25 protein-coding genes and 4 pseudogenes are annotated in these 25,733 nt (G+C 69.9%); 20 read left to right on the forward strand and 9 right to left on the reverse strand.

The window, feature by feature from the left end; all coding sequences use genetic code 11:
* Window positions 1-178: 178 nt before the first annotated feature.
* Window positions 179-997 carry a class I SAM-dependent methyltransferase gene (locus ACFV5H_RS23210; protein WP_385197076.1) on the reverse strand — a complete coding sequence of 273 codons (819 nt, stop codon included), beginning with the start codon at window positions 995-997 and terminating at the stop codon, window positions 179-181.
* 206 nt (window positions 998-1,203) lie between these two features.
* Between ACFV5H_RS23210 and mshA the strand changes: the two genes are divergently transcribed.
* From mshA to ACFV5H_RS23225, 3 genes are all read left to right on the forward strand, one after another.
* On the forward strand, window positions 1,204-2,541 hold the full coding sequence (gene mshA / locus ACFV5H_RS23215; protein WP_385197077.1) for a D-inositol-3-phosphate glycosyltransferase: 1,338 nt from the start codon (window positions 1,204-1,206) through the stop codon (window positions 2,539-2,541).
* Window positions 2,534-3,040, forward strand: coding sequence for a YbjN domain-containing protein (locus tag ACFV5H_RS23220; protein WP_385050585.1), 507 nt, complete (start codon window positions 2,534-2,536; stop codon window positions 3,038-3,040). Before mshA ends, ACFV5H_RS23220 begins: the two co-directional genes overlap by 8 nt.
* A gap of 111 nt (window positions 3,041-3,151) precedes the next feature.
* Window positions 3,152-3,958 (forward strand): hypothetical protein, encoded by an 807-nt coding sequence (locus tag ACFV5H_RS23225; RefSeq protein WP_385197078.1) that lies wholly within the window; start codon window positions 3,152-3,154, stop codon window positions 3,956-3,958.
* A gap of 34 nt (window positions 3,959-3,992) precedes the next feature.
* Here ACFV5H_RS23225 and ACFV5H_RS23230 read toward each other — a convergent pair whose 3' ends face one another.
* Window positions 3,993-4,790 (reverse strand): AraC family transcriptional regulator, encoded by a 798-nt coding sequence (locus ACFV5H_RS23230; protein ID WP_385050589.1) that lies wholly within the window; start codon window positions 4,788-4,790, stop codon window positions 3,993-3,995.
* Here ACFV5H_RS23230 and ACFV5H_RS23235 point away from each other — a divergent pair.
* Complete coding sequence (locus ACFV5H_RS23235; protein ID WP_385050591.1) at window positions 4,789-5,256, forward strand: DUF2000 family protein; 468 nt, start codon at window positions 4,789-4,791, stop codon at window positions 5,254-5,256. The genes ACFV5H_RS23230 and ACFV5H_RS23235 overlap by 2 nt on opposite strands.
* A gap of 21 nt (window positions 5,257-5,277) precedes the next feature.
* Here the strand turns inward: ACFV5H_RS23235 and ACFV5H_RS23240 are convergent.
* The 3 genes and pseudogenes from ACFV5H_RS23240 to ACFV5H_RS23250 form a co-directional block, all read right to left on the reverse strand.
* Window positions 5,278-5,517 (reverse strand): annotated as a pseudogene (locus ACFV5H_RS23240) (restriction endonuclease); the annotation flags it as partial.
* Window positions 5,518-5,566: 49 nt separating this feature from the next.
* Window positions 5,567-5,812 (reverse strand): hypothetical protein, encoded by a 246-nt coding sequence (locus ACFV5H_RS23245; RefSeq protein WP_385050593.1) that lies wholly within the window; start codon window positions 5,810-5,812, stop codon window positions 5,567-5,569.
* Between the two features lie 99 nt (window positions 5,813-5,911).
* Window positions 5,912-6,889, reverse strand: a complete 978-nt coding sequence (locus ACFV5H_RS23250) for an alpha/beta fold hydrolase (protein ID WP_385197079.1) — start codon at window positions 6,887-6,889, stop codon at window positions 5,912-5,914.
* A 106-nt stretch (window positions 6,890-6,995) separates the two neighbouring features.
* Between ACFV5H_RS23250 and ACFV5H_RS23255 the strand changes: the two are divergent.
* Window positions 6,996-7,133 (forward strand): annotated as a pseudogene (locus ACFV5H_RS23255) (DNA-binding protein); the annotation flags it as partial.
* Between the two features lie 38 nt (window positions 7,134-7,171).
* On the opposite strand, the gene ACFV5H_RS23260 reads toward ACFV5H_RS23255, so the two are convergent.
* Window positions 7,172-7,732: a DinB family protein gene (locus tag ACFV5H_RS23260; RefSeq protein ID WP_385050597.1), complete on the reverse strand. Its 561-nt coding sequence runs from the start codon at window positions 7,730-7,732 to the stop codon at window positions 7,172-7,174.
* Between the two features lie 225 nt (window positions 7,733-7,957).
* Here ACFV5H_RS23260 and ACFV5H_RS23265 point away from each other — a divergent pair, with 225 nt between their 5' ends.
* Window positions 7,958-9,301 carry an FG-GAP repeat protein gene (locus tag ACFV5H_RS23265; RefSeq protein WP_385050599.1) on the forward strand — a complete coding sequence of 448 codons (1,344 nt, stop codon included), beginning with the start codon at window positions 7,958-7,960 and terminating at the stop codon, window positions 9,299-9,301.
* 102 nt (window positions 9,302-9,403) lie between these two features.
* Window positions 9,404-9,517 (forward strand): annotated as a pseudogene (locus ACFV5H_RS23270) (ATP-binding protein); the annotation flags it as partial.
* Window positions 9,518-9,646: 129 nt separating this feature from the next.
* On the opposite strand, the gene ACFV5H_RS23275 reads toward ACFV5H_RS23270, so the two are convergent.
* A complete protein-coding gene (locus ACFV5H_RS23275; protein WP_385050601.1) occupies window positions 9,647-11,038 on the reverse strand; it encodes a glutamate decarboxylase in 1,392 nt (463 codons plus the stop codon).
* A 254-nt stretch (window positions 11,039-11,292) separates the two neighbouring features.
* On the opposite strand from ACFV5H_RS23275, the gene ACFV5H_RS23280 reads away from it, so the two are divergent.
* The 6 genes and pseudogenes from ACFV5H_RS23280 (at window position 11,293) to ACFV5H_RS23305 (ending at window position 17,166) form a co-directional block, all read left to right on the forward strand.
* The gene (locus tag ACFV5H_RS23280) at window positions 11,293-12,390 is read left to right on the forward strand and encodes a hypothetical protein (RefSeq protein WP_385197081.1); all 1,098 of its coding nucleotides are present in this window, start codon (window positions 11,293-11,295) and stop codon (window positions 12,388-12,390) included.
* On the forward strand, window positions 12,387-13,229 hold the full coding sequence (locus tag ACFV5H_RS23285; protein WP_385050605.1) for a hypothetical protein: 843 nt from the start codon (window positions 12,387-12,389) through the stop codon (window positions 13,227-13,229). The genes ACFV5H_RS23280 and ACFV5H_RS23285 overlap by 4 nt, the downstream gene beginning before the upstream one ends.
* A 1,229-nt stretch (window positions 13,230-14,458) precedes the next feature.
* Window positions 14,459-14,896, forward strand: coding sequence for a hypothetical protein (locus ACFV5H_RS23290; RefSeq protein ID WP_385197082.1), 438 nt, complete (start codon window positions 14,459-14,461; stop codon window positions 14,894-14,896).
* A 297-nt stretch (window positions 14,897-15,193) separates the two neighbouring features.
* A complete protein-coding gene (locus ACFV5H_RS23295; protein ID WP_385197083.1) occupies window positions 15,194-16,003 on the forward strand; it encodes a hypothetical protein in 810 nt (269 codons plus the stop codon).
* A 2-nt stretch (window positions 16,004-16,005) separates the two neighbouring features.
* Window positions 16,006-16,176 (forward strand): annotated as a pseudogene (locus ACFV5H_RS23300) (helix-turn-helix domain-containing protein); the annotation flags it as partial.
* Between the two features lie 324 nt (window positions 16,177-16,500).
* Window positions 16,501-17,166: an ImmA/IrrE family metallo-endopeptidase gene (locus tag ACFV5H_RS23305; protein WP_385197111.1), complete on the forward strand. Its 666-nt coding sequence runs from the start codon at window positions 16,501-16,503 to the stop codon at window positions 17,164-17,166.
* Window positions 17,167-17,436: 270 nt separating this feature from the next.
* On the opposite strand, the gene ACFV5H_RS23310 is transcribed toward ACFV5H_RS23305, so the two are convergent.
* Both ACFV5H_RS23310 and ACFV5H_RS23315 read right to left on the reverse strand, forming a co-directional pair.
* Window positions 17,437-18,078 carry a hypothetical protein gene (locus ACFV5H_RS23310; RefSeq protein WP_385197084.1) on the reverse strand — a complete coding sequence of 214 codons (642 nt, stop codon included), beginning with the start codon at window positions 18,076-18,078 and terminating at the stop codon, window positions 17,437-17,439.
* Between the two features lie 170 nt (window positions 18,079-18,248).
* Window positions 18,249-19,094: a sigma factor-like helix-turn-helix DNA-binding protein gene (locus ACFV5H_RS23315; protein WP_385197085.1), complete on the reverse strand. Its 846-nt coding sequence runs from the start codon at window positions 19,092-19,094 to the stop codon at window positions 18,249-18,251.
* Between the two features lie 731 nt (window positions 19,095-19,825).
* Between ACFV5H_RS23315 and ACFV5H_RS23320 the strand changes: the two genes are divergently transcribed.
* The 7 genes from ACFV5H_RS23320 to ACFV5H_RS23350 all read left to right on the forward strand — a co-directional run bounded on the left by ACFV5H_RS23320 (window position 19,826) and on the right by ACFV5H_RS23350 (window position 25,733).
* Complete coding sequence (locus ACFV5H_RS23320; protein WP_385197087.1) at window positions 19,826-20,086, forward strand: DUF6284 family protein; 261 nt, start codon at window positions 19,826-19,828, stop codon at window positions 20,084-20,086.
* Window positions 20,083-21,189, forward strand: coding sequence for a conjugal transfer protein (locus tag ACFV5H_RS23325; RefSeq protein ID WP_385197088.1), 1,107 nt, complete (start codon window positions 20,083-20,085; stop codon window positions 21,187-21,189). Before ACFV5H_RS23320 ends, ACFV5H_RS23325 begins: the two co-directional genes overlap by 4 nt.
* A complete protein-coding gene (locus ACFV5H_RS23330) occupies window positions 21,189-21,548 on the forward strand; it encodes an RRQRL motif-containing zinc-binding protein (RefSeq protein WP_385197089.1) in 360 nt (119 codons plus the stop codon). The genes ACFV5H_RS23325 and ACFV5H_RS23330 overlap by 1 nt, the downstream gene beginning before the upstream one ends.
* A complete protein-coding gene (locus ACFV5H_RS23335) occupies window positions 21,535-21,852 on the forward strand; it encodes a hypothetical protein (protein WP_385197091.1) in 318 nt (105 codons plus the stop codon). Before ACFV5H_RS23330 ends, ACFV5H_RS23335 begins: the two co-directional genes overlap by 14 nt.
* Window positions 21,853-21,956: 104 nt before the next feature.
* Window positions 21,957-24,086, forward strand: a complete 2,130-nt coding sequence (locus tag ACFV5H_RS23340; protein ID WP_385197092.1) for an FtsK/SpoIIIE domain-containing protein — start codon at window positions 21,957-21,959, stop codon at window positions 24,084-24,086.
* Between the two features lie 204 nt (window positions 24,087-24,290).
* The gene (locus tag ACFV5H_RS23345; RefSeq protein WP_385197093.1) at window positions 24,291-24,755 is read left to right on the forward strand and encodes a hypothetical protein; all 465 of its coding nucleotides are present in this window, start codon (window positions 24,291-24,293) and stop codon (window positions 24,753-24,755) included.
* Window positions 24,756-24,845: 90 nt separating this feature from the next.
* A complete protein-coding gene (locus ACFV5H_RS23350) occupies window positions 24,846-25,733 on the forward strand; it encodes a bifunctional DNA primase/polymerase (RefSeq protein WP_385197094.1) in 888 nt (295 codons plus the stop codon).

The raw sequence follows: 25,733 nt of genomic DNA on the forward strand, positions 1-25,733 counted from the left end.
AACCGTCAGTAACTTATGGTCGCCCGGTGGATGCTGTCATGCCGACGCGCGAAACGACAGAGGGAGTACTTCCCGTCTCCCGCTCCCCGGTGTTCCCCGGCATCCCCGGCGTGGCGATCACCCCGTCCGTGTGACGAACGGCTCACACGGATCGTTCCCGCTCCGTGTCGCCACGGAGTCACCCCTGCGGCGCCAGCGCCTCCCACCGCACCGTCACTTCCCCCTGCCGCCACCGCCCCGGCCCGTCCGACACCGGCCAGTCGGCCGTGAGGTCCCGCACCGCCCGGATCCAGCGCTGCCGTGCGCCGTACGAGGCGTAGGGCGCGGCGGCGGCCCAGGCGCGGTCGAAGTCGCGCAGGAAGGCGTGCACCGGTTCGCCCGGCACATTGCGGTGGATGAGCGCCTTCGGCAGGCGTTCCGCCAGGTCGGAGGGGCGCTCCAGGGAGCCGAGGCGGGTCGCGAAGGTGACCGTGCGCGGCCCTTCGGGGCCGAGGGCGACCCATACGTGCCGGCGCCCGATCTCGTCGCAGGTCCCCTCGACCAGCAGCCCGCCGCGCGATCCGGTCGCCGGGTCGGCGGGGGCGAGCCGCGCGCACAGCCGCCGCCACACGGCGGCGACCTCGGCCTCGTCGTACTGGCGCAGCACGTTCGCCGCGCGGACCAGCACCGGCCGTCCGGGAACCGGGACCTCGAAGCCGCCGAGGAGGAAGACCAGCCCCTCGCGCTCGTACGGCCGTGCCGCCGCGACCCGGGCCGGTTCGATCTCGACGCCCGTCACCCGCGCGCGGGGTGCCGCGGTGCGCAGCCGGTGCAGCAGTTCGACCGCCGTCCAGGGGGCCGCGCCGTAGCCGAGGTCGACGGCTACGGGATCGGCCGCGCGGCGCAGTTCCGCGCCGTGCGTGGCCGCGATCCAGCGGTCCATGCGGCGCAGGCGGTTGGGGTTGGTCGTCCCGCGCGTCACCGTGCCTATGGGGCGGGAAGTGGCGCGGGCTGTCATACGGACGAGTATGCGGGTACCCGGAAACGGCACCGATGGGGGTGACGCGGCCCACTCTCGAACGGTTGAGCGACCGCCGGTAATGATTCGGCAAAAACCCGAACCGGAGACGTCGTCCGGAAATGAGGACGCGGTTTTCGGACGTTGACGTCGCCGAGGGCCGCACACCCTCCGCCAGCCATGCCCGCAGCGAGGAGGAACGCCACGTGAGCCAGTACATCGCGAGGCTCGGACGGCGCTCCCCCGCCGCGTCCCCGCGGCTGCGGCTGCACCGCAGGCCCCGCCGCGTGGCGATGCTCTCCGTGCACACCTCCCCGCTCCACCAGCCGGGCACCGGCGACGCGGGCGGCATGAACGTCTACATCGTGGAGCTCGCGCAGCGCCTCGCCGCGATCAACATCGAGGTCGAGATCTTCACCCGCGCGACCGCCGCCGCCCTCCCGCCCACCGTCGAACTCGCCCCCGGCGTCCTCGTCCGGCACGTCGACGCGGGCCCCTACGAGGGCCTCGCCAAGGAGGAGCTCCCGGCCCAGCTCTGCGCCTTCACCCACGGCGTGATGCAGGCCTGGGCCCACCACCGCCCCGGCCACTACGACCTGGTCCACTCCCACTACTGGCTCTCCGGCCACGTCGGCTGGCTCGCCGCCCAGCGCTGGGGCGTGCCCCTGGTGCACGCCATGCACACCATGGCCAAGGTCAAGAACGCCAACCTGGCCGTCGGCGACACGCCCGAGCCCGCCGCCCGCGTCATCGGCGAGACCCAGATCGTCGCCGCCGCCGACCGGCTGATCGCCAACACCGCCGAGGAGGCCGACGAACTCGTACGGCACTACGCGGCCGACCCCGGCAAGGTCGCCGTCGTCCACCCCGGCGTGAACCTCTCCCGCTTCCGCCCGGCCGACGGCCGCGCCGCCGCGCGGGCCCGCCTCGGCCTCCCGCAGGAGGCCCTGATCCCGCTCTTCGCGGGCCGCATCCAGCCCCTCAAGGCCCCCGACGTGCTCCTCCGCGCGGTGGCCGCCCTGCTCGGCGAACGCCCCGAGCTGCGCCCACGCCTCTGCGTCCCGGTGGTCGGCGGCCCCAGCGGCAGCGGCCTCGCCAAGCCGGAGGGGCTGCAGAAGCTCGCCGCGCGGCTCGGCATCGCCGACGTCGTACGGTTCTGCCCGCCCGTCGGGCAGGAGCAGCTCGCGGACTGGTTCCGCGCGGCGTCCGTGCTCGTCATGCCGTCCTACAGCGAGTCCTTCGGACTGGTCGCCATAGAGGCACAGGCCGCCGGCACCCCGGTGCTCGCGGCAGCGGTCGGCGGCCTCCCGGTGGCCGTACGGGACGGGCACACCGGCTTCCTCGTCCAGGGCCACGACCCGGACGCCTACGCGCGCGTGCTGGGCGACTTCGCCGACCACCCGCACCTCGCCGACCGCATGGGCGAGGCCGCCGCCCGGCACGCCCGGTCCTTCGGCTGGGACACCTCCGCCGCGGCCACCGCCGACGTCTACACGGCCGCGACCCAGGCCCACCGCCGTCACGTACGCTCCCACCATGGCTGACAAGGCGACGGAGGCAACGCGGGTCATCGAGGGCGTCCTGAAGGACGCCGAGCTGGAGTGGGAGAGTCCCGCGCCCGGCAGCTACGTGGTGAAGCTCCCCGGCACCCGCAAGCTCTCCACCACCGTGTCCCTGATCGCCGGCCGGCACACGCTCTCCCTGAACGCCTTCGTCGTCCGCCACCCCGACGAGAACGAGAGCGGCGTCCACCGCTGGCTCCTGGAGCGCAACCTCAAGCTCTTCGGCGTGAGTTACGCCGTCGACCCGCTCGGCGACATCTACGTCACCGGCCGCCTGCCTCTGGCCGCCGTCACCGCGGAGGAACTCGACCGCCTCCTCGGCCAGGTCCTGGAGGCCGCCGACGGCAGCTTCAACACCCTCCTGGAGCTCGGTTTCGCCTCGGCGATCCGCAAGGAGTACGACTGGCGGGTGTCGCGCGGCGAGTCCACCCGCAACCTGGACGCGTTCACACACCTGCTGCGGCGCCCCTCGGGCGAGTGACGACCGCGCAGGTCACGGCAAGGGCACCGAACGTGCGTACGGCCGCGGGCTGTTAATCTGCCGCGATCCGGGCCCCGCTCTCAGGGGTCCCATGCATGAAGAGAGACGTGCATGCGCACAGGCAGATCCACCCTGACGGCCGCGCTCACCGGAGCGCTCGCCCTCGGGGTGCTCACCGCGACGCCCGCACAGGCGGCCGACACCGGCGTCACGGTGACGAACATGGTCGTCAACAAGGGCAAGCCCATCGTCGTGGGCATCTCCGAGGAGAAGTACCCCAGCCTCGGCTTCCGCATGACCTGGCCCGCGGGCTACACGTCCGGCGACGTCACCGCGTTCCCGTTCCTGTACCACGACACCACGGCCGCCAAGGGCGCGGAGAGCGGCATCCGCACGGGCCACGTCGTCTACTACGACGACACCCCCGGCTCGGCGAACGTCGAGGGCGACCTCTACATCGACCCCCGCTGGACCCTGGACTCCACCAAGGACGCCACCACCTGGAAGATCGCGGTCAACGTCCGCCTCTGGGCCCCGGGATCGGAGACCAGGCTCAAGGCCGAGGAGAACCTGACCGGCCTCGGCACGGTCCAGGTCAAGCGCGCCGCGCGGGCCACGGTCAACGCCTCGCCGGAACCGGTCGCCAGGAACAGGACGCTCACCGTGACGGGCAGGCTCACCCGCGCCGACTGGGGCAAGGAGGCGTACGTCGGCTATCCCGACAAGCTGGCCAAGCTCCAGTTCCGCAAGGCGGGCACCAGCACCTACACCACGGTCAAGACCGTACGGGCGAACTCCACGGGCTCCCTGAAGACCACCGTGAAGGCCACCACCGACGGCTACTGGCGCTGGACCTTCGGCGAGACGTCCACGACGGGCGGGGCGACGGCGACGGGCGACTACGTCGACGTGAGGTGACCCCCGTGGGACCGGTGACCCGCCTCCGCGGGGGTCACCGGCCCTCCGCGCGGTAACGCCCCGGCGTGACCCCGACCAGCTTGCGGAAGTGCCGGGTGAGATGCGCCTGGTCGTAGAAGCCGGTGGCGACGGCGACCTCGCCCGGTGACCGTCCCTCCAGGAGCAGCCGCCGGGCACGGCCGACCCGGCGGGACATCAGGTACTGGTGCGGCGCGATGCCGTAGGCCCCGCTGAACGCCCGTACGAGGTGCGCGGGATGGGCGGACAGCGTCCCGCCGGCCTCCGCCAGGCTCACACCGTCCACGACCCGCTCGTCGAGCAGCTCCCGCAGCCGCCGCGCGAGCACGGGGTCCCGCCGGGGCGCGCCGAGGACCTCCCGGGACCGCAGATGCTCCCGCAACCGCTCCCCGACCAGCGTCAGCCTGCTCTCGGCCTCCAGCTCGTCCCCGGGCCGCACGAGCGCGGAGTGCACCTGCCCGACGCGCCGCCGCAGCAGGGGATCGCGCAGATCGGGCCGGTCGACGGCGGCCCCGATGAGACCGTCGGCGAGATGGTGGCCGTCGAGGTACAGCACCCGCTTGCGGAAGCCGTCGGAGGTGGCGGGGGCGCCGTTGTGCGGGACGTGCGGCGGCAGCAGGGACACGGTGTCGTGCGGGGTGCCGTGCTCGTGCCGGTCGAGGTCGTACCGTACGGCGCCGTCGTCCACGATGAGCAGCGTCCAGGCGTCGTGGACGTGCATCGGGTAGGCGTACTCGGTGAAGCGGGCGTGGAACACCTCGACGACGCCCGGAACACGGGGCCGCCAGGCGGACACGCTCGCCCGGGAGGACATGCAAACAACGTACAAGACGCGGGCCGGCCCCGATCGGCAGTCTCAGGGCATGAGCACTCGCTTCGACACGAAGATCGCCGTACTGCTGCGCGAGGACCTGGAGCCCTGGCAGCGCCTCAACGTCACCGCGTTCCTGGTCAGCGGCCTGGGCACCCGGCTCCCCGAGCTGATCGGCGCACCCTACGAGGACGCGGACGACGTGCCGTACCTGCCGATGTTCCGCCAGCCGGTCCTGGTCTTCCAGGGCACGAAGGAAGTGCTGAAGGCGGCCCACACACGCGCCCTCTCCCGCGCCCTGCCCCGCGCGGTCTTCACCTCCGACCTGTTCGCCACGGGCCATGACGAGGCCAACCGCGCGGCGGTCCGCGCCGTGGGCACGGCGGACCTGGACCTGGTGGGCCTGTCGCTCCACGGCCCGAGGAACGCGGTGGACAAGGTCCTCAAGGGTGCGCGGATGCACCCGTGAGGCGTTGAGCCGCGTCCGCTTTCACATTGATGACGAGGCGGCGTGGGCCGGACGCGGCTCGCCCTCGCACACCTGGCCGGTGTGCCGGGCGCGGTGGGCGGACGCCATGGGGGCGCTGCCCGGCCGGGGACTGGGGAGAGGGCCGCAGGAAAGACCGGTGACCTGGGCGCGGGCTGTGGGGCTGTGCCCCACGAAGCTCTGCGAGAGCAGGATGCGGTGGCCCTCGCCGACACCGGGGACGACGCCCTTGTCGAAGAACTCACGGAACGGACCCGTACCTGCGCCCGACCGCCGTCGCGCCGTGAGCGCCTCAGCCGGGCAGCGGGGCGGAGGTCTCGCGGCCCGGCTGCCTGCCCTCCGGCGGGTAGTCGCAGTCGATGCCGGTCACCTCGCGGTCACCGTCCTCGGAGTCGACCACCGCCACACCCGTACAGGCCCGGCCGTGTTCGTCGGTCCATGTGACGATCTCCGTCCGGTCGGGCTTGGCGCAGCCCGCGAGCAGCAGCGCGCACAGCAGCGCCGACGCCGTGAGTACGGTCCCGCGCGGTCCTCTCATGACATCCCCCCGTGACGACCGGCCTGCGACGCGAGTGCGTCCGGTCAGGTGGATACCCGGCGGAGGTGAACCGTCCGCCGACCACGGGACACGAAGCCGTCACGACAGGGCGGCCAGCCACTCGGTCAGGAGCCGGTTGACCTCGTCGGGGCGTTCCTGCTGGATCCAGTGGCCGCAGCCGTCGAGGAGGTGCGAGGAGACCAGGCCCGGCAGCGTCACCGGGTACGCCTCGATCGCGTCGGACAGCCAGGTCGTGGAGGCGTCGAGGGTGCCGCCGACGAACAGTGACGGCTGGGTGACCGGGGCGCCGTCGAAGGCGGCGAGGTCCTCCCAGTCGCGGTCCATGTTCCGGTAGCGGTTGAGCGCCCCGGTCATGCCGGTGCGCTCGAACTCCCCGGCGTAGACGTCGAGATCCCGCTCGCTCAGCCAGCCGGGCAGCCGGCCCGCGGGGAACCGGTCGCGCAGCGTCCCGCCCCTGCCGACGAAGTGCGGATCGGGAGCGCCGGGCGCGGGCATGGTGTCGGCGGACAGCGCCGCGTAGAAGCCCGCGAGCCAGCCCCGTACATCGGGCTCGATCTCCGCCTCGGCGCGGCCCGGCTCCTGGAAGTACGAGACGTAGAACTCCTCGTCACCGCCCATCCCGGCGAAGACGTCACGGGGCCGGGGACCACCGCGCGGGGTGTACGGGACGCTCAGCAGCCCCACCGCGCGGAAGACGTCCGGCCTGAGCAGCGCGGAGTTCGCGGCGACGGTCGCGCCCCAGTCGTGCCCCACGACCACGGCCGACTCCTCGCCCAGGGCGTGCACCACCGCGACGTTGTCCTCCACCAGGGCCGTCATCCGGTACGCGTCCGTCGCGGCCGGCCTGGAGGAGCGCCCGTACCCGCGTACGTCGACGGCGACCGCGCGGTACCCCGCCGCCGCGAGCACCGGCAGCTGGTGCCGCCAGGAGTACCAGGACTCCGGGAAGCCGTGCACGAGCAGCACCAGCGGCCCGGTCCCCTGCTCCGCGAGATGGATCCGGCCCCCGGGCGAGGGAACCAGCCGGTGCGTGATCTCCGTGGCTTTCCTGCTCATGCGCCCTCCTCCAGGACCGTGGTCCGCCATGCCTCGATCATGCGGAAGACCACCCCGAAGACCCGAGCGCGTTTGCCGGTCCGGCAAACCCGGGTCCGGTGCCGACAGCGGACAGGGCGTTCAGATCATGCCGGTCGACGCGGAGCTGACGACCCGCCAGGCCGCCGACATGCCCAGCGTGTCCCGTCCGTACCTGATCGGACTCCTCGAGTCCGGCGAGATCCCCTTCCGGGCTGCCCCGCGTCCTGGACCGGGAGCCGTGACCTGGCGCGGTCGGGCGTGCTACTGCCCCACCCGCCCGTCGACGCACTCGCGCAGCAGGTCGGCGTGGCCGCAGTGGCGGGCGTACTCCTCGACGCGGTGGACCCACAGTTCGCGTACGGAGTCGCCGTCCCGGACGACCCGCGCGCCCAGGTCCGGGTACTCGGCCAACGCCGCGTCGGTGGCCGCCTGTTCGCGGGCGAGGTCGGCGAAGGCGCCGTCGACCAGCGCCTGATCGGCGACGGCGCCGTCGAAGTCGGCGTCACGCGCCCCGTACAGCTTCGGTTCCGGTCCGCCGGGCCGGAACCAGCCCCGCCAGTCCCGCTCCACCTCCGCGAGATGCCGGACCAGCCCCAGCAGGGACATGGTCGACGGCGGCACCGACCGGCACGCCAGCTGCTCCGGGCTCAACCCCTCGCACTTCATCTCCAGGGTCAGCCGGTAGCTCCGCAGGTAGTCCTGCAACGTCGCCAGCTCACCCTCCGGCCCGGCCCCGTCACTCTCCCGGGGATCGTCGTCGGGGTCCGCCCACATGTCGGGGTGGACACTGGCCTGGCTCCATCGCTCCGGCGCATCGCTCACCGGGCCCACGATGCTGAGCGGTACCCCGGGCCGCAAGCGAATATCGCGGCGGCGGCGGTGATGTCAGTGCGGTCCCCGACTTCCACGGAGGTCTTGAGCCGCACCGACCCGTCCGGAGCCGGGGAAAGCGGTCGTGGCCGGCGTACAACCATTGACGGTCCGTACGCGTCCAAGATCGCAGTTCAAGTGTCCGTCCACAGGACGCTTCTCGGACCTCGGAGAATCATGCCCTCCTCGCGTACCGCCCTCGCAGCCGCTTCCGCCCTCGCAGCGGCGCTCTGCACACCGCTCCTCGCCGCCCCCACCGCGTCCGCGGCCCCCGCCAAGTACGCCGACGACTTCAACGGTGACGGCTACCGCGACTACGCCTACGGACAGAGCGTCACCGACGCGGGCAACGACGGATCCGGAACCGTCGGCATCATCTACGGCACGGCCACCGGACCGAACGGGCGCAAGCAGAACATCACACAGAACAGCGCGGGCGTCCCCGGCGCCAACGAGTGGGACGACAGCTTCGGCAACGCGCTGGCGGCCGCCGACTTCAACCGCGACGGATACGGCGACCTGGCCGTCGGCGTCTACGGCGAGGACATCGGCGCGAACAAGGAGCAGGGTGCGACCACGATCCTCTGGGGGTCCGCGAAGGGCCTGTCCGGAGGCACCACCGTCCCGAACAAGGCGCCCGGGAAGTACGGCCAGATGGGTCTCGACCTCGTCGCCGGTGACTTCAACGGTGACGGCAAGCCCGACCTGGCCCTGATCAACGACCGCACCGCGCACGTGTACACCGGCTCGTTCACCAGGTCAGGCTTCAGCGGCAAGGTCACCAAGCTCAGCAACGACAGGGTGTTCGCCGAGCACCTGACCGCCGGACGGGTCACCAAGGACAAGGCTTCCGACCTCGTGGTCATCGGCGCGGTGGACGGAGACCAGCACACCGTCACCGGCGCCTGGTTCATCCGCGGCGGAAGCACGCTCACCCGGGGCAAGACCTACAGGATGGGCACCGGCGAGGACACCAGCTGGGAGGTCGACGCCCGGATCGCCGACTTCGACAAGGACGGCTACGGGGACATCGCCCTCGGACACCCCAACGCCAACGGCGCGGGCGGCGTGCTCGTCTGGCGCGGTGGTTCCAGCGGCCCCGGCAGCGTCACCCGCGTCAACCAGAACACCGCGGGCGTCTCCGGCGGCATGGAGAGGGGCGACCGCTTCGGCGCCCGGATCTCCGTCGGCGACGTCAACCGCGACGGCTACCCGGACCTCGCCGTCTCCGTCCCCGGAGAGGACATCGGCAAACACGCCGACGCCGGCGCCGTCCACATCCTGCGCGGCAGCGCCTCCGGGCTCACCGGCTCCAAGTCGCAGTTCATCGACCGCAACACCTCGGGTGTGCCGGGCGGCCTGGAGGCGAACGCGTCCTTCGGTTCCTACCTGCGCCTGCGCGACTCCGACCGTGACGGCCACGCCGACCTCTTCACCGACGACCTCCGCCTGCGCGGTTCCTCCGGAGGCATCACGGCCTCCGGCATCCAGCAGGCCGCCTGGTCCGACTTCCTGGAGTAGGGCTCAGGCCTGACGGGTGCGCGGCTCGATGCCGGGGGCGCAGACGAGCGGCACGGACTCCGGCAGGGCCGCCGGTGCGGCCGGGTCCGGACGCCGGTCCGCGGGCGGTCCGACGACGAGTGGGTCGTACGGGTCGAGTGGTTCCGGGACGGAACCTCGCTGCGCGCGGAGGTGTACGGTCCGGGGTTCCCCGCGAGCGTGCGCCTCCGTCGGCCGGCACCGCTCTCGGCCACGCTGCCAACGCCGTCGACCGGAGCGAGCCGCGACGGCCGGCACACGGCGACGATGCCCGAGTCCACAGCTCGGGAAGCTGTGATCACCCTTTGCGACGCGGCCGGAGCGGGATCAGTGGTGGAAGCCGACGCGGGCCGAGTCGTGGGGGTGCCCCTGGTCGAGGTGTTTGATCGCCCTGCGCATGTCCTGGGCGAGGAGTTCGATCTCGTCGCGGTCGACGCCGTGCCGTACGAGGACGCGCTGGATCACGGTCTCCTGGCGGTCGGGCGGGAGCGGGTAGGAGGGGACCTGCCAGCCGCGCATGCGGAGCTGGTCGGACAGGTCGTACAGGCTCCAGCCGGTCGAGGCGGGGTCGGTCAGGGTCCAGGAGGCGGCGGGCAGTGCTCCGGTGCCGTCGTAGAGCAGGGTGAAGGGGCCCATGTCGGCGACCTGCCGGGCGAGGTGCTGTGCGGTGTCGGCGCACGCCTGGTACACGCGCCGGTATCCCTCGCGGCCCAGGCGCAGGAACATGAAGTACTGGGCGACGACCTGGCCACCGGGGCGGGAGAAGTTCAGGGCGAGGGTGGGCATGTCGCCGCCGAGGTAGTCGACGTGGAAGACCAGGTCCTCGGGCAGGGCCGCCTTGTCGCGCCACAGGGCCCAGCCGACGCCGAGCGGGGCCATGCCGTACTTGTGGCCGGAGGCGTTGATCGAGGCGACCCGCGCCAGTCGGAAGTCCCACTCCAGGCCGGGGTGGAGGAAGGGCGCGATGAACCCGCCGGATGCCGCGTCCACGTGCAGGGGGACATCCAGGCCGGTCTCCGCCTGGATGCGGTCGAGTTCGGCCGCGATCTCCGCCACCGGCTCGTAGGTGCAGGTGTAGGTCACCCCGAGGATCGCCACGACGCCGATGGTGTTCTCGTCGACGTACTGGCGCAGTTGGTGCGCCTGGAGGCCGGTGGCGCCCGGTTCCACCGGCACCTGGCGCAGCTCCACGTCGAAGTAGCGGGCGAACTTCTCCCAGCACACCTGCACCGGCCCGCACACCAGGTTCGGCCGGTCGGCCGGCCGGCCGGCGGCGCGCCGGCGGTCGCGCCAGCGCCACTTCAGGGCGAGGCCGCAGAGCATGGCGGCCTCGCTGGAGCCGGTGGTGGAGCATCCGACGGCGGGCTCGGCGTCGTCGGCGCCGAGCGGGGCGTGCCACAGGGAGGCGAGGATGTTGACGCACCGGGACTCGATCTCCGCGGTCTGCGGGTACTCGTCCTTGTCGACGATGTTCTTGTCGAGGCACAGGTCCATCAGGCGGCGGACCTCGTCGTCGATCCAGGTGGTGCAGAACGTGGCCAGGTTCTGGGCCGCGTTGCCGTCGAGCAGCAGTTCGTTGCGCAGTAGCTGGTGGACGACGTGCGGGGGCGCCGGCAACTCCGGCATCGCCCGCTTGGGCAGGGGCTTCTCGCTGATCGGCGACGTGAAGATGTCGGCGGCCGGATCCGCGGCCGTCCCCTGGGCGTCGTGCAGAGCCACCGCCGGCCCCTCTCGCGTTGTCCTGTGGTCTCCCTTTCGGAGGTTACGAACGGGAGCCCGTGCCCGACACCGGGCGTACTCCACCCGGGTGAAGCGGTCCGCCCCGGGGCCGGACCTCCAGCCACTCCGGTTGCCGTTCCCGCGGAGGGGAAGACCAAAATACCCATTACGCGCGGTTTGCCTTTGCGAGGTTGCCGCGCGATCGGGAGTGCACAGGCCAGCCGCCCCATGCGTCCAGTGACCCGGGAAGTGACATGAGCGAAGCACGAGGTGGCTCCGGCAGGAACGCGGACGCGAGCAGCGGGAGCGGCACAGGGGTGTCCCCGGAACCGGACGCGGGACCGAGGCCGCCGTCCTGGCGGGCACTGCTCGGCGGCCTGCTGATCGCGCTGGTCATGGCCACCGTCATGATCACCACCTATGTGTCGGCGCAGCACGCCGTGGTCGCCCGCGACCTTCCGTGGGGCGTGACGGGCAGCTCGCCGCTGACCACGGCCGTCCAGGAGAAGATCTCGCTGAGGATCCACCGGTACAAGGACCAGGCCGCTCTGGAAGAAGCGGCCCATCGCACGGAGATCTACGGCGGATTCGTGGCGCAGAGCAACACCCTCGTGATCGCCGAGGCCGCGAGCCTGGTCGCCCCGGGACAGATGCCCGCCCTCTACGAACAGGCCGCCAGAGCTCAGGGCCGGCACCTCGCCTTCAAGGTGGTCGACAAACTCCCCAAGGAAGACCCGCTCGGCGTCGTCCCGGGCATCGCGGTGTTCGTACTGCTCGTGGCCGGTTATCTCGGCTCCACCCTGGCCATGCAGCGCACCGGCACCGCGGCGGCCCGCAGACGCGTCCTCAGCCTCGTCTGCTACGCGGTCGTCGCCGCCCTGGTGTGCAACGTGATCACCGGTCCGATCCTGGGGGCCCACCCCGACGTCGGCAGCAACTTCCGGCCGCTGTGGGGGGAGTTCGCCCTCATCTGTCTCGCCGTCGCGCTCTTGGCGGCGACCCTGCAGAGTCTGATCGGCCCCCTCGGCACTCTGGTCACCGTCGTCGTCGTCTTCTTCGGCAACCCCTCCACCGGCGGCGTCAACGGAACCGCCCACCTGCCGGCCTTCCGGCAGTACCTCGGCCCGGTCCTGCCCCCGTGGAACGGGACGGCCCTGATCCGCAACACCCTCTACTTCGACGGAAACGCCATCACCCAGCCGCTCATCGTCCTCAGCGTCTACGTCGTCCTCGGCGCCGCCCTCGTCATCGTCTCCACCTACGGCCGTCTGCTGTGGTGGCGTGGCGGCAAGCGGCGTTCCCCCATCAGCCCCGAGGAAGAGGGCGGCATCGCCGCCATCCCGCCCGCATGAGCTCCGCCGAGCAGCACGCCGAGGGCGCGGGGCCCTTCACCACCCGGCTCACCTGGCGTCTTCCCGGCGGCGGCACAGCCGTGTGGGAGTCGCGGCCCGCACGGCGGCGCGGAACCCTCACGGTCCACACGCCCGGCGTGCCCGGCAGCCGTCGCACCAGCGCCGACGAGGTCGCGCTGCGCCGTCTGCGGGGGCTCAACGCCGTCGCCGCGACCGCCTTCGTCATCGGCGGCGCCCTCTTCGCGGTCGGTGCCGGCGTCGCCCAGTTCGGCTCCGGGGACGCCACCACGTGCGCGTCGGTCTACTTCGCCGGCGGGCTCTTCTTCAACACCGGCGGCTACGTCTCCCTGCTCCAGGTCGTCAACGCTCCCCGCCACGTACCCGGCGGCGAAGGCCTGCTGGTCACCCGGCGCTGGTGCTGGTGGAGCTACGAGCCGACGCGGGCGGACTGGCTGAGCGCGTTCGTCCTGTTCGCCGGAACCCTGGTGTTCGCCGTCAACCTGCTGGACTCCTTCATCCAGGGCCTGAGCGTCCAGCAGATCAACCGGCTGATCTGGACCCCGGACGTGATCGGCTGCGTGCTCTTCCTGATCTCCGGCCACCTCGCGTTCGCCGAGATCTGCCACGGCCGGCTCTGCTTCCGCCGCCGCAGCCTCGGCTGGTGGATCGTCGCCGTGAACCAGTTCGGCTCCGTCCTCTTCATGGTCTCGGCGCTCGCCGCCTACACCCGTCCCGCCACCGGCAGCCTCGTCAACGCCGGCCTCGCGAACTGGACCACCCTCACCGGCGCCTCGTGCTTCTCCGTCGGCGGCCTCCTGCAGCTCTACGAACGCCCCTGACCGAACGGACCTCCCGGCCACGACGTGTGACGTGCGGCGGCGGAGGACCGGCGTGCACAGGATGTGAACGGCCTGGGACACGGCACCTGCCTGGGGGCGCCCCGCCCGGACGTCGTCGACCAACCGGCGTACGGAGCCGGGTCCTACCGGGCCGCCCCCATGCCGTCGGCCGCCGTGCTCCGCGCGCCCTTGAACCTGGCCCGGCTGATCGAGGCCGGAGCGCACCGGACTGCCGGAGAGGCGGAGGAACCCAGGTCGGTGAGCGAAGGTACGGGTCCCGTCAGGGACCCAGGAGCCTGGTGAGCGGTGGCACCTCCGGCGGTCCAGAGGCGTCCCCGACGCAGCAACAAGGCCCCAGCCCGCGAGGAAACAGCGGGCAGGGGCCTTGAAGACGTGGGCCTACTTCTTCTTGCCCTGGGTCTGGCGGGCCCGTTTTCCGCCCCTGGTCAACGGGCCGCGCACCTGAACTGACCTGCGGTTGGACTGTCGTTGTTGGTCGTTGTTGGTCGTCGTCGGTTGGCCTCGGAGGGCCCAGAGGGGGCCCGGCGCCGTCAACCCGACCTCACTCACGAAGAAGAGCAACCTTCATCCGGCGACAGAGTTCGGGGCCGTCCACGGCCACCCTCCGGGCGGGGCCCCGTGAACGCTGCCGGACAGTGGCGATTGAGACGGGCGCCCGAGCCCAACGGCGCCTCGAAGCTCTGCGTTCCGTAGGGGCAGCGGCACATCGTCCGTTGGCTCTGGGGCTCGGGATGCGTTGCGCGCTTACCGGTGCGAGGGTTGACCTACGGAGGTGGTATGACGATGGCGATACCTGTGAGCCTCCTGGCGACAAACATGGACGCTCAGATGATCGGGCACCGCAACATTGCCCCACCGGATACCCCCATCGCGAAACTAAACGTACGAAATGGGCGGGACGTCTCTCGGGAGTTGGGGGGCCGAGTGCTTCTGAGGTACTGCACCCTGACGGACCTCTCCGCCTTTCGGTGGGGGACTGACCGCGAGATCTACACCACACCGACGCCGTACCCACCAGACCAGGTCATAAGCAATCTGGAGCTACCAGGCGTGACGGTGCCGAGACCTTACGCGTTGGTACTGGACCCAAGAGCACTGGATGGCGTGGCGGGACCCAGATTCATATGGTGGGGCATGGGAATCGAGTACATTCTTCTGCGAGGATTCGACCGTAAGGCGATTCTGTCGAAGTGGGAGGTGGCCCTGTCATGAGCTACGCGCCCAGAGACATGAGCCACACCCCCAGAGAGAGCACGCTCCTGGACTGGCTGGCGTACGCTCAGCCGCAGATGGAGCACAGCAAAGTGCCCAACCGCGACCGGTACATGACCGTCAACAGAGGGGGCGACCGTCACGGAGCCTTGGAGTGGTCATTCAGTTCTGCGGCCGGCAAGGATGACCGCCTGACACGCATGGTGGGCCTTGCGATCATCCCGGACGCATCAGGAGCTGAGGCCACGATCGAGTTCTGGTTCGGCGCGCGGTTCAAAGACCGTTACATACGCAGGCCAGCCTCCGCGATTGTCTTCAGGTATGGGTACAACACGTGGGATCTGGTAGAGCAGCATCTTGTGGAGGCCGAGCAAATGGCCGACAGCCTCACTGAAGATGACCTAACGCAACAGATTCCCACCGCCCTCTGGTGAGCAACCGCCCCTTGAACCGTGCTCACCGGCGTGAGGCGGAGACTGGGCCGTGTAGCCCGGCAGGCTTGTTTCTCGCGCCTGGTCAGCGGGCTGCGCACCTCAACTGACCTGCGGTAGGGCTGTCATTGTTGGTCGGTCCTCCTCACTCGCGAAGAAGAGCAGCCTCCCGCCCGCCTTGCGAGCACATACTTCTCTTCGCCTTGCCCAGGTCGACACCCGCGGTTCGCCAGACGACGCCACGACGAGCCGGTGGTTCACTTTGATGCGCAGATTACTGCTTTCGGCTACAGTGCAGCCATGACCGAGCAGGAGCAGGTCGTTGACGACCTCTCGAAACCGGGTGTGCTTGCTGGCATCACCTGGGCAGCGACCTCCGCCTACGCGGACACGATGCGGATCTACGACCCGCGCAAGGGGCACAAGCCGGGCACTATCGGCTACGTAGCTCACGGACTCATCTGCGACCGCATGGACCGAGTTTTCTCATGCGGTGACTATCTCCTCCCCGCAGGCCAGCCAGCCGGCGCCGGCATGGAGGCGGTCAGAGAGGGTTTGGACCCTGAGGATGCCGACGCGATGCCCCAACTCCCACCCGATCTCGTCTCCTACGCCCCGCTGAACACCTCGCCGGGATGGCTGTTCGGAACACGGCGATGGCTCTTGCAGTCTTTCGAGTTCGGGCAAGTTCGGAAGATCCCGTGGGCCCGCAAGAGCGAAACGAAGCGGCGCGTAGCTTCATACCCGGATCCCGATCCGCCAGAGGACCTCTTCTCCGCGGGCGCACTCGTCATGGATGGGTACCTGGATATGCCTGCGGTCATCGACCCGGAGGAAGACGACGGCATCGACACGTTCGTGCTCGCTCACAGCATCCATGAGGAACTTCGGACGCGCGAACTCTTCTTCGGAAGGCCCAACTTGGTCCGGCGCAAGTCGTGGCACTGGCGCCATGACCTGATCGCCAATCCTCCAACGCTTGGAGGGGGTATGCCTATCGGGCGCGACCCGCAGCCGTACACTCCGAACCCGAACGAAGTCGTCTCCGATGCTCCCGTGCGCCTGCGTAAGACGCCGAAGGAGCGCCATAGTAACGAAACGAGTGGTTAGGCATGAATTCTCGTCACCGGTCCCCGGTCCAGGTCGGTGATGTAGCGCACCTCTTCGACGGAAGGCGCTTGCGCTTGGCCCGCCAGTTGGCGGGCCTCCGTAAGAACGCCTTGGCCGACAAAGTCGATAAAACCCCCACAGCGATTGCTTCGTACGAAAAGAACACGAAACGGCCAGCTCCAGCAACCGTTGCACAGCTGAGCCTGGCTCTCGGAGTGGATCCATCCTTCTTCCTGCCAGGTCCAGTTGAGCTGGACTTCTCGGATGTAGTCGCTCACTTTCGGTCATTGCGATCCACCACACAACTGGCAAGAGACCAGGCCCTCGCTTACGGACTGGCCACGGTAGAGGTGTCCGCAACACTGGAGAGGCACGTAGAGTTTCCCTCCGCCGAGGTTCCGAATTTCGAGATTCGAAGCGACGAAGACTCTCCCGAGGAAGCCGCGAATCTCCTCCGGTCAACCTGGGAGCTACCTACTGGGCCTATTCCGCACCTCGTGCGAGCCGCCGAAAATAGAGGCGTTCTTGTGGTCTTCAGCGCACCCGCAAGCGCAAGCGTTGACGCCTATTCATTCGAAGGCATGTCTCGACCAGTAGTGGTACTCAACCCAGCAAAACGCGACTACTACAGGCAGCGTTTCGACCTGGCTCATGAACTAGGACACCTGGTAATGCATACCGATGCAGAGCCAGGGTCGGCAAAAATCGAGTCTCAAGCGGATCGATTCGCGGCAGAATTCTTGATGCCGCGCGATCAAATCTCGGAGCTTTTGCCCACCAAGGCTGACTGGGGGCAATTTCAACGCCTCAAAGAAGTCTGGGGAGTGAGTTTGCAAGCGCTTCTTTACCGCTCGCGTGCATTGGGTGAAATGAGCGAAGTGACATACCGGAATGCAATGATGTTCCTAAGCTCCAAGGGCTGGCGACGTCAGGAGCCCGGCGTGATGCCTGTACTCGAACAGCCATCACTTCTACCTGGCTCCGTTGCCCTACTGGAATCCTCGGGAGTAGACCCATGGGAACTTGCCGAGGAATCGCGCGTACCCTTGGATCTATTCCGCCAGATTTGCTCCAGATCTCCTAGATACATCCCCGACGGCGGGAGTAATACCGAAGACGTGAATCTGCCTTCTGGGGTCGTGTCGATTTTTTCGAACCGTTAAAAGCGTTCACTCCACTGCAAATAGGATTCGAAGCGAATCTAAACTAGAGTGCCGCGCTAAGCATCGGGCACGGGGGCGGTGCGAACATCTGTCGGAACGAGGCGGCTCGTGAATCGACGCGACACGAGCCACTCGTATGCCTGCGTCACGTCGCCGGGCACCTCCTTCGGTACCGTGAACCCATGCATTGGATAGATCAACAGCCGTTGCAGCGGCATCTCTCGGGGCCGCATTTTCGAAGAAGAGTAGCTGCAGGTGACGCGGGCGAGGTCACCACCGGCAGTAAGCCACGGTCGCATCATCCCCGGATTTGTAGCGTGGCCACCGGCGGCCGGTCGGGTCCGTCGCCTCCGTCTTGCGTACGGTCTCGATCAGCCCTCGGGGACCGTCCGTCCGGAGGGTCGCGAACATCTCATCCCAGGTAGCCATCCCGTACTCCGTGACCAGCCTTGACACCCCGTCGGACATCACTGCAGCGGAACGTACGTCGCGGAGCATCGCCGAGCCGGTCAGGCAGTGCTGCGCTGCCTCTGGATTGGTGCCGGCCACCCAGTAGCCGTCTGGTGTGTTGCGCACTTGCCGCTGAGCGAGCACCAATCGCTGTACGGCCTCTCTGTGCCCCGGGGTGTGGGTTTCGTAGCTCTCCACTTCCGCCCGGAGGTCTGGCAGTACATCGTCCACGCGAAGGTCAGTAATCACCGTGTGGCCACCCTTGGCCCCTTCGAGCACCACGGGCGAGTCAGCGAGCACGAGGTAGTCAAGCACTGCGTGCCGTTGTCGTAGTACTGCGACTGTGGCGGACGGTGTACCTGGGTCGGCAAGGTCGCAGCCCGGGTGGAGTGCTGCGACCCGCTCAAGGGCGAGAGCCAACCCGTCGGACAACGTCGTGCTCGGTTCTGCGAGAGCGGCCATGAGGTGCCCTCCCAGGTGGGCCACGAACCACGGAACACCGTGACGGCATCCTGTGGACAGCCCGGCGGTGCTTAGCCCGTCTAGCACCACGGCTAGGTCCGGTGAGCCGCCCACCCAATCCTCGTTGGGGTTGGCGCCGCCGGCCAGTGAGTCAAACCAGACGCGCATGATCAGCCTTCGTGTCGGTACAGCGGGGTGACCCTGCGGCTCTCCAGCACTTCAAAGGTCTCAGGGTTGTAGCGGCACGAGATGAGCGTGGAGAAGCGTTTCGTGCGGACTTCTCGATACAGCTCAGCAAGGTTGTGCTCCAAGTAGTGGACGACTCCGTTCGCGCCGATGGCGTGGATACCGGCGATGTAGAGGAAGGTCCCGCGCCCATCGAGCCGAGGTAGCCGGCCGAGGTAGCCGAAGTCACCTGCGGACCCGTCTTCGTCCATCGGGGACCGGTACTGCTGCCCCGCCTTCTGGTCGACCAGGTGCCAGGCGTGGTCCTTCTCAAACCGCAGATTGTCGTCCCCTTCCAGTACCTGAGCCACGATGGGCGACAGGCGCGGACCGCAGACAACCACATGGTTGTCACGGTTCAGGTTGACGATGCCGGAGGGCGGAATCACCTCGTACTGGGTATCGAGCTTCATGCCGCTCAGCAACTTGCGCAGGTGCTCGAAGTTGTCGAGGTCTTCCCTGGCTACGACCTCACCAGGGTTCTGGTCTGGCGTCTTTCCGCCCTCGTACTTGCCGCCGAGGGAGACGGTCACGAGGTCAGTGCCGAAGAACGCTCGTTCCGGCGGCGGGCCGGCGGACGCTAGCTGACCGACACGCCCGCGGCTCACTCCGAGTCGCGATGCAATTTCCGCTTGGGTCATGCCGGACGCCTGCGCCTCTTCGATGGCCTCGCGGCGAACGCGGGACAGCTCCAGCACCCACCCCTGATACGTCGCCATCAGGTCGATTGCCGCCTTGGCCCGGTCGACCGGATCTCCGATGTCAGAGACCCGCTCCATGTCGTCGTGCACGACTCTCCAATCGTCGCCTAGGGGGGCTATCAGACTGTACCGCGAGAGGGGGTTGCGCGCAGCCATTAGTTTGCCTACCGTACCTATCAAGCGCGGATGCAACCCCCCCTAGGCAAGCTGGAGGGAGTGTCATCGCGGCTGTTCGACCTGCACAAATAGCCCCGCCGGTCCCGCCTACACGCGGCCCGTGCGGTAGGGGAGACGTCAAAGTCCGTCGTCTTCACGGATCGATCGGTGTCATCGGCTAAGCCGCTGGTCTGACCCTCGGGCGTGGACCCAGGGACCGGATCACGGGGACCCCGGTGATTGGGCTGCACCCGGTCCATGACACCCGCAAGGGATGGGAGCGCCGTTCAGCGAGTGACGTCTGAGCGGCACGGCAATGGCGCGCCGTCCAAGGGAGGCGGAGTGAGGCGTGTCCGGAGCCGCGAGAGATCAAGTCGATTCCCTGCGATCTACGGGGGTCGGTGTGAACCGACGACATATCTGGGGTGCTGCTGGACGCCGGACCGGCCGGCGGCACCTGTGCAGTCTCCCGGTCCGTCTCTCCCTGGTTTCGCAGCACCACCGCTGCGGCCGGCTGCCTCTCCTGCCCGTCCGTTCCACGCAACGCGTGAGGGCGTACGGGCGGGAGCGCGGGGAGCCGGAACCGACTCCAACGGCAAGCGGCTCCCGGGTGGCACCCCGGGAGCCGCGACGGGCCGTTCCGCTGCTGAGAGGAACACGACCCAATGGAGCACATCGTCACTGTTCAGGACGCTGTTACCGCGTTCGCCGACTTCATGGAGCCGACAGCCGCCGAGCTGGACGCGATCGAGCGGGAGATGCCCGTCATCCTGGCGGACGTCGAGCTGCTGGACGCGCACATCACCATGCTGGACCGCACGCCGACCGATCTGGACACCCGGCGCATCCGCCGGGCCCGCCGCCGCGCCCTCGCCGCCCTGCTCAACCACACCACCGCCGCGACCCTGCCCGGGGGTGCCGCGTGAGCGCCACCGACAGGGCCCTGACCCGCACACAGATCGGCGTCCTGGCCGCTGCCTTCGTGCCGATGCTGGCCACGGGCGTGTTCGGCGGCATCGGTACGTACAGCAACATCGGCCACTCCTACGGGAAGGGCACCGCGCTCGGGGCGCTTGCCGCCGGCGAGGGTGCCACCGCTGTGCTCGCCCTGGTCCTGCTCGGCTTGACCATGCTGGGCCAGTCCTCGCCGCGCATCGTGCGCGCCGGTCTGTGGGCGCTGCCGGCCGCCGCCGCCGTCATGGGCGCGATGGCCGCACCCGACATCGGCCGCACGGTCATCTACGCCCTGACCCCCATGGGCATGTCCGTCTCGGCTGAGGGCATGGCGTTCCTGGCCCGCAGGATCGTGGTCCACACACACGGGCGTGACGCGGAGCACGAGCGTCGGACGGCCGATCTGGTGCAGTCACTGGCCTACCACCGGGCCCGCGCCACTCACCACCCCAGTGACCGGGTCAAGAAGTGGTCCGAGCGCAAGTCGTGGCGTCTGGCCCGCAGGGTCGGGGTCGGGGACGTGGCGCTCGGATCGAGGCTGCTGGACGTACAGCGCGACCGCGTCACCGCCGGCGCGGATGCCGCGCTCGCGTCGATGTTCGACACCACCGCCGCCGATCCCACCTCGGTCACGAATGCGGAGGAATTCATCAAGACCGTAAGGAAACGGTCTATGGCTGACCTGCCGGAATCGACCCCGGACCCGGCGGTGACGCTGACCGTGCCGGAACCGGTCGCGGTCGACCTGGGCAAGTCGATTCCACCGCTCAAACCGATGCCCGCGATCCCCGCCCCGATCGAGCCCGCCGGACGGCCCGCGCGCCGGACGGTTCCGGCGGAGTCGACCCCGCCGCGCCGGGCGACCGGCCGACTCCCCGAGGCGGCCCGATCGCCCCGCCCCAAGCGCACCCCGGATCAGTTGCTCGCCGAGGCGCGGTCGGCAACCGCTGAACTGCCGGACGCGAAGGTGACGGCCGAGGGCATCCGCCGCGCCATCCACACCTCACCCGCGAACGCCCGCAAGCTGCGTGACGCCATCCTCGCCGAGCGCGCCACCGTGGCTGAGGCGGCGTGATGGGGGCGCTGCCGGTCTTCCGGTGGCGTCTCGCCCCGGACGGCTACGCCACCCGCCGCCAACTGCGCGCCCTCGGCCTACGCCCCGGTGGGCAGGACGTGGCCGCGCAGTTGGAGCGCCCCCGCCGCCGGCGGGGGCCGCTAGTCGCCTACCTCTACCGCGTCGACCTGGCCCTGCCGGTCCGGCCGATGACCCCGGCCCGCAGGGCAGCACTGGCCAAGGCGAACGCTGCCCGCCGGCTCTGCCCCGCGTGCCGGCGCGATGCCGGTTACGTCATCCCCGCCTCGCTGGGCACGTGCGTGCCCTGCGCCGACCTCGGCCCGAACGGGTCCGATGGGAGCACCTGTGAGCAGTGCTGACCTGCGTCGTCTGGACCGCGAGATCAGGCACACGGCGAAGAAGTTGGAGGCGGTACGGCGGGGTGAGTTGTGGCCGTTGAACGGCCGCGAGCGCCGCGCCATGACCCGCGCCCTGGCCGGCGGCGCCTACCGCACCGCGCGAGGCCGCAGCACCGGCCGCGCGGAGCAGCAGATCGAGTCCACCGGCAGCGCCGCCGAGATGCGGCTGAGCGCGGAACTGTCCGCCCTGCACGGCGAGCGGCAGCGGCTCATCACCGAGGCCGCCCGCGACAAGGCGGCCAAGAAGTCGTCCGGCTGGTGGTGACTAGCCCGCCCTTCTCCGCCGGGGTGACCGCTCTTTCCACGGACCCGGCCACCCCGGCTCTTCCAAACTCCCGCCCCTCGGGGGCAGTCAGGAGCAGTCCCAGCATGTCTGAGAACGTCGTCCCCTTCCACAAGCACACCGACCCGCCGGTCCCCGACGCCGCTCCGACCGTGCTCACGGTCGTGCAGGACGCGCCGCCCGCGCGGCCGGTGCCACTGTGGGTGCGCTCCGGGCGCGCGGTGAAGACCGCCGTCACGCACGAGCGCACCCGGTCGGCCGGCCGTTCGGTGGTCCGGCACAGCCTCTACACGTTCAACGGCGGGCGGATCGTGGCCCGTCGCGCGTGGGACGGCCGTACCGGGGCCCGGTACGAGCGGATGATCCGTGCGGCGGAGGCCGCGGGGAACCTGGAGGCGGCGGAGGAGTGGGAGGAGCGGTTGCAGCGCTTCCGCGCCGCCCGCCACCACCGCCGCATGGACCTCCTGCACTCCCCGGTCGACGCCGCCAAGGGTGTGGCCGTGGGGGCCGGCATGAGCGTCGGTCTGCTGGTCGCCCTCGGCATCGTCATGGCCATCAGCACCGGGGACGCCGGGCACGTGGTCACCCCGCTGTCGGCGACCATCGACTTCATCGCCTTACTGATCCGCATCGTCCAGGTGGTGTGGGGCCCGGCCCTCACCATCGGCCCGTTCCTCGCGCTGCTGGCCCTGTGGTCGGTCGGACGCAAGCAGCACGCCGCCCCCGCGTGGGCGCTGCCCGTGAACGTCCGCACCGGAGAGGGGGAGCCGATCACCCCGTCCATCGTCGTCAAGGCACTACGGGACCTGGGGGTGCCCGCGTTGGCGCGGGCCATCAAGGAGATGGGCGACGCCGGCGCGAGCATGCTCGGGCCGATCACCATCGCCGGATGCGGCGTGGAGGTCGACGTCACGCTTCCGTCGGGGGTGGCGACGAACGAGGTGCAGGCCAAGCGGCGCAAGCTCGCTGAGAACCTGACCCGGCATGAGCACGAGGTGTTCATCACCATCCCGCCGGCCGCCCGCACGGTGCGGCTGTGGATCGCCGACTCCGGGGCGCTGGACGAGCCGATCGGTCCGTCGCCGCTGGTCACGGACGAGACGCTGACCGCGAACTACAAGACCGGCCGCGCGCCGTGGGGGCAGGATCTGCGCGGTGACGCGGCGGAGTTGAGCGTGTATCAGCGCCACCTGTTGGTCACGGGTCTGTCCAACCAGGGCAAGACCGCCGCTCTGCGGGCCCTGGCCCTGTGGCTGGCGCTGGACAGGTCGGTGCAGTTCTGGATCGCCGACCTGAAGGGCATCGGCGACTGGGCCATGTTCGACGGCATCGCACAGGTCCTGATCGAGGGTCCGTCCGATGACCACGTGATCCAGGCGACCGAGATGGTTGAGGACGCGGTGGAGGAGATGAACCGGCGGATCGAGGAGCGCCGCCGCGATCCGGCCGTCGTGTTCGAGCCGCTCATCGTGGTGGTGGATGAGGCGCAGTTGGCGTTCATGTGCCCGGTCAAGGGCGAGGACGGCCGCCCCTACGGCGGTGCCAAGGCCACGTCCCGTTACTTCATGGCCGTGCGCAAGATTCACAACCAGGGCCGTGCGGTCGACGTGCTGATGTGGCAGGGCACGCAGGACCCCACCGACCAGAACCTGCCCAAGCTCGTGCGCGAGGGCGCACACACCCGCGCCTCCCTCGTGCTGGGCACCGAATCGCAGGCAGTGATGGCGCTGGGGGCCAAGGCCGTCAACGGCGGCGCGGCACCCCACCTGCTGCGTCAGGGGCTGGACAAGGGCACCCTTGTGGTTGCCTCCGACGGCATCGCCATCCCCGCCGGGCAGGCGTCCATCACCGTGCGGACCCACTTCATCGACGACGAACCGGCCGCCGAGATCGCCGACCGGGCCAAGGCCCTGCGCGACGGCGTCACCACCCTGCGCGTGGTCGACCAGGGCGAGGAGCGCGACGCGCTCGCCGACCTCGCCACCGTGATCGGCGACGCGCCCCGGCTGCGGACCAATGAAGCCCTCAAGCGGCTGCACACTCTGGCCCCGGACATCTACGGCGACCAGTGGACCAACGACCGTTTGAAGGCTCTGCTGGAGGCGCACGGCGAGGAGCCGAAGAAGTCGCACGGCGTCATGGTCGTCCACCGCGATCACGTCCTGCGGGCCCTCGCCAACCGCGACGAGAACGGTTCCGCTTCCGCCTCCGAGTAGCGGGGAGGAACCACCGCCCGGCCCGGGGAGGCGGGGAGAACTCCCCAACCGCCTCCCCGTACCCGCCTCCCCGTGCTGATCAGCACAAACATCGTTTCGGGGAGGCGGGGAGGCTGCCTGCTCAGACCCCCGAAACACCCCTCTACGCGGCACCCCCAAGGGGGTGCCGCTGCCTCCCCCGCCCAGCACTGGAAGGGATTCCGCATGTACCCCGACCACGTCCGCCACGTGCCCGCCGAACGGGCCGTGACCGCCTACCAGCCGACCCTGCTCCCGCCCGCCGTCGTCCACCCGGCACCGGTCATGCCGGTGCAGCCGGGCACGGTGCCGTCGGTCGCGAGCATCGTCCTGCCCGACGGGCGGATCGTCACCGGCTACGCCATCGACCACCCGCAGCCCGCCCCGGTCGTCGTGAAGCCGGCCGTCTCCCGCGCGGCGGTGAACGTCGCCCTTGGAGGCGTGGGGTTCCTCGCGGTGTGTGGCGGACTGCTGCTACTCACCTCGTTCATCGCCGCGCTGACCGCGTTCATCGGCCAACTCATCACCCTCGCGGCCGTCATCTTCGGCGGCTGGGTCGCCGTCCACGTCCTCGGAGCGAACGGCCACAAGGGCGGCACGACCGTGAACATCCGCCGGGCCGTGTTCAAGCGCAACCACTTCCACGGCTAGCTACGCCAAGGGCGGCCCCCCATTCCGCCAAGAACACCGGGGCCGCCCTTGTCCACCTGCCATCCAACTGACCTGTGGAGGTCTCCCAGCATGACCCAACCCACCACCATCCGGCGAGTGCCCGGCCCACAGCCGGAGTCGGCCGAACTCCTGCGGAGCGCGCTGACGCTGGCCGCGACCGGGGTGCCGGTGCTGCCCCTGCGGGCGGGCAAGGTGCCGTTCGGCAACTGCCACCAGTGCGCGGGCAACGCGTGCGGGGGCCGGCCGAACATGAAGAGCGCGGGACCGTGCCAGTGCCCCGGTGTCTGCCACGCCTGGGCCGCCGCCACCACCGACCCCGCCGTCCTCACCTCCCCGGCCTGGACGGCCGCATGGCAGCGGGCCGCCGCTGTCGCCTACCACCCCGGCGGCGCCGGCCTGACCGTCGTCGACCTGGACGACGCAGCAGCCATCGCCTGGGCCCGTACCGCCCTGCCCGCCACACGGACCGTGGAGACGACGCGCGGAGAGCACTGGATCTACCGGGGCACCATGGCGTCCCGAAACGCGGTCCGCCCCGGCGTCGACCTCAAGTCGACCATGGCCTACGCCCGCTACCTCGGCCCCGGCACCAGCACGATGACCGCCCTGCCGGACGCCGTCCGCGCGCTGGCCGTCAAGGAACGCTCCCCGGCCCGCCCCGAGCCGTACTCGGTCGCCATGCCCGCGGGAGCCGGGAGCAGGGAGTGCCCGCACCGCACCCCCGCTTACCTGGCCCGTGGCATCGCCATGGCGGAGCAGCGCATCACCACCGCGTCCAGCGCGGTGCACGCGACCGTGTACCGGACGTTCCTGGCAGTGCTGTCGACGCACGGCCGGTGCGGCTGCCTCAGCGACGCCCACATCACCCGGCTGTTCACCGCCGCGCAGGCCAAGGGCGAAAGCCTGCGGCACTGCTCCGACGCGTGGACCAACGCCCGCACGACGTTGGGACTGTGA

The sequence above is a fragment of the Streptomyces sp. NPDC059787 genome (assembly GCF_042732315.1).
Lineage (GTDB): Bacteria > Actinomycetota > Actinomycetes > Streptomycetales > Streptomycetaceae > Streptomyces > Streptomyces atrovirens.

What these genes read in the sequence shown, in the direction of transcription:
- ACFV5H_RS23210 (WP_385197076.1), bottom strand. Translation starts at nt 997, where the DNA reads ATGACAGCCCGCGCCACTTCCCGCCCCATAGGCACGGTGACGCGCGGG.
- ACFV5H_RS23220 (WP_385050585.1), top strand. Translation starts at nt 2,534, where the DNA reads ATGGCTGACAAGGCGACGGAGGCAACGCGGGTCATCGAGGGCGTCCTG.
- ACFV5H_RS23225 (WP_385197078.1), top strand. Translation starts at nt 3,152, where the DNA reads ATGCGCACAGGCAGATCCACCCTGACGGCCGCGCTCACCGGAGCGCTC.
- ACFV5H_RS23235 (WP_385050591.1), top strand. Translation starts at nt 4,789, where the DNA reads ATGCAAACAACGTACAAGACGCGGGCCGGCCCCGATCGGCAGTCTCAG.
- ACFV5H_RS23230 (WP_385050589.1), bottom strand. Translation starts at nt 4,790, where the DNA reads ATGTCCTCCCGGGCGAGCGTGTCCGCCTGGCGGCCCCGTGTTCCGGGC.
- ACFV5H_RS23245 (WP_385050593.1), bottom strand. Translation starts at nt 5,812, where the DNA reads ATGAGAGGACCGCGCGGGACCGTACTCACGGCGTCGGCGCTGCTGTGC.
- ACFV5H_RS23250 (WP_385197079.1), bottom strand. Translation starts at nt 6,889, where the DNA reads ATGAGCAGGAAAGCCACGGAGATCACGCACCGGCTGGTTCCCTCGCCC.
- ACFV5H_RS23265 (WP_385050599.1), top strand. Translation starts at nt 7,958, where the DNA reads ATGCCCTCCTCGCGTACCGCCCTCGCAGCCGCTTCCGCCCTCGCAGCG.
- ACFV5H_RS23280 (WP_385197081.1), top strand. Translation starts at nt 11,293, where the DNA reads ATGAGCGAAGCACGAGGTGGCTCCGGCAGGAACGCGGACGCGAGCAGC.
- ACFV5H_RS23285 (WP_385050605.1), top strand. Translation starts at nt 12,387, where the DNA reads ATGAGCTCCGCCGAGCAGCACGCCGAGGGCGCGGGGCCCTTCACCACC.
- ACFV5H_RS23290 (WP_385197082.1), top strand. Translation starts at nt 14,459, where the DNA reads ATGAGCTACGCGCCCAGAGACATGAGCCACACCCCCAGAGAGAGCACG.
- ACFV5H_RS23295 (WP_385197083.1), top strand. Translation starts at nt 15,194, where the DNA reads ATGACCGAGCAGGAGCAGGTCGTTGACGACCTCTCGAAACCGGGTGTG.
- ACFV5H_RS23310 (WP_385197084.1), bottom strand. Translation starts at nt 18,078, where the DNA reads ATGGCCGCTCTCGCAGAACCGAGCACGACGTTGTCCGACGGGTTGGCT.
- ACFV5H_RS23320 (WP_385197087.1), top strand. Translation starts at nt 19,826, where the DNA reads ATGGAGCACATCGTCACTGTTCAGGACGCTGTTACCGCGTTCGCCGAC.
- ACFV5H_RS23330 (WP_385197089.1), top strand. Translation starts at nt 21,189, where the DNA reads ATGGGGGCGCTGCCGGTCTTCCGGTGGCGTCTCGCCCCGGACGGCTAC.
- ACFV5H_RS23340 (WP_385197092.1), top strand. Translation starts at nt 21,957, where the DNA reads ATGTCTGAGAACGTCGTCCCCTTCCACAAGCACACCGACCCGCCGGTC.
- ACFV5H_RS23345 (WP_385197093.1), top strand. Translation starts at nt 24,291, where the DNA reads ATGTACCCCGACCACGTCCGCCACGTGCCCGCCGAACGGGCCGTGACC.
- ACFV5H_RS23350 (WP_385197094.1), top strand. Translation starts at nt 24,846, where the DNA reads ATGACCCAACCCACCACCATCCGGCGAGTGCCCGGCCCACAGCCGGAG.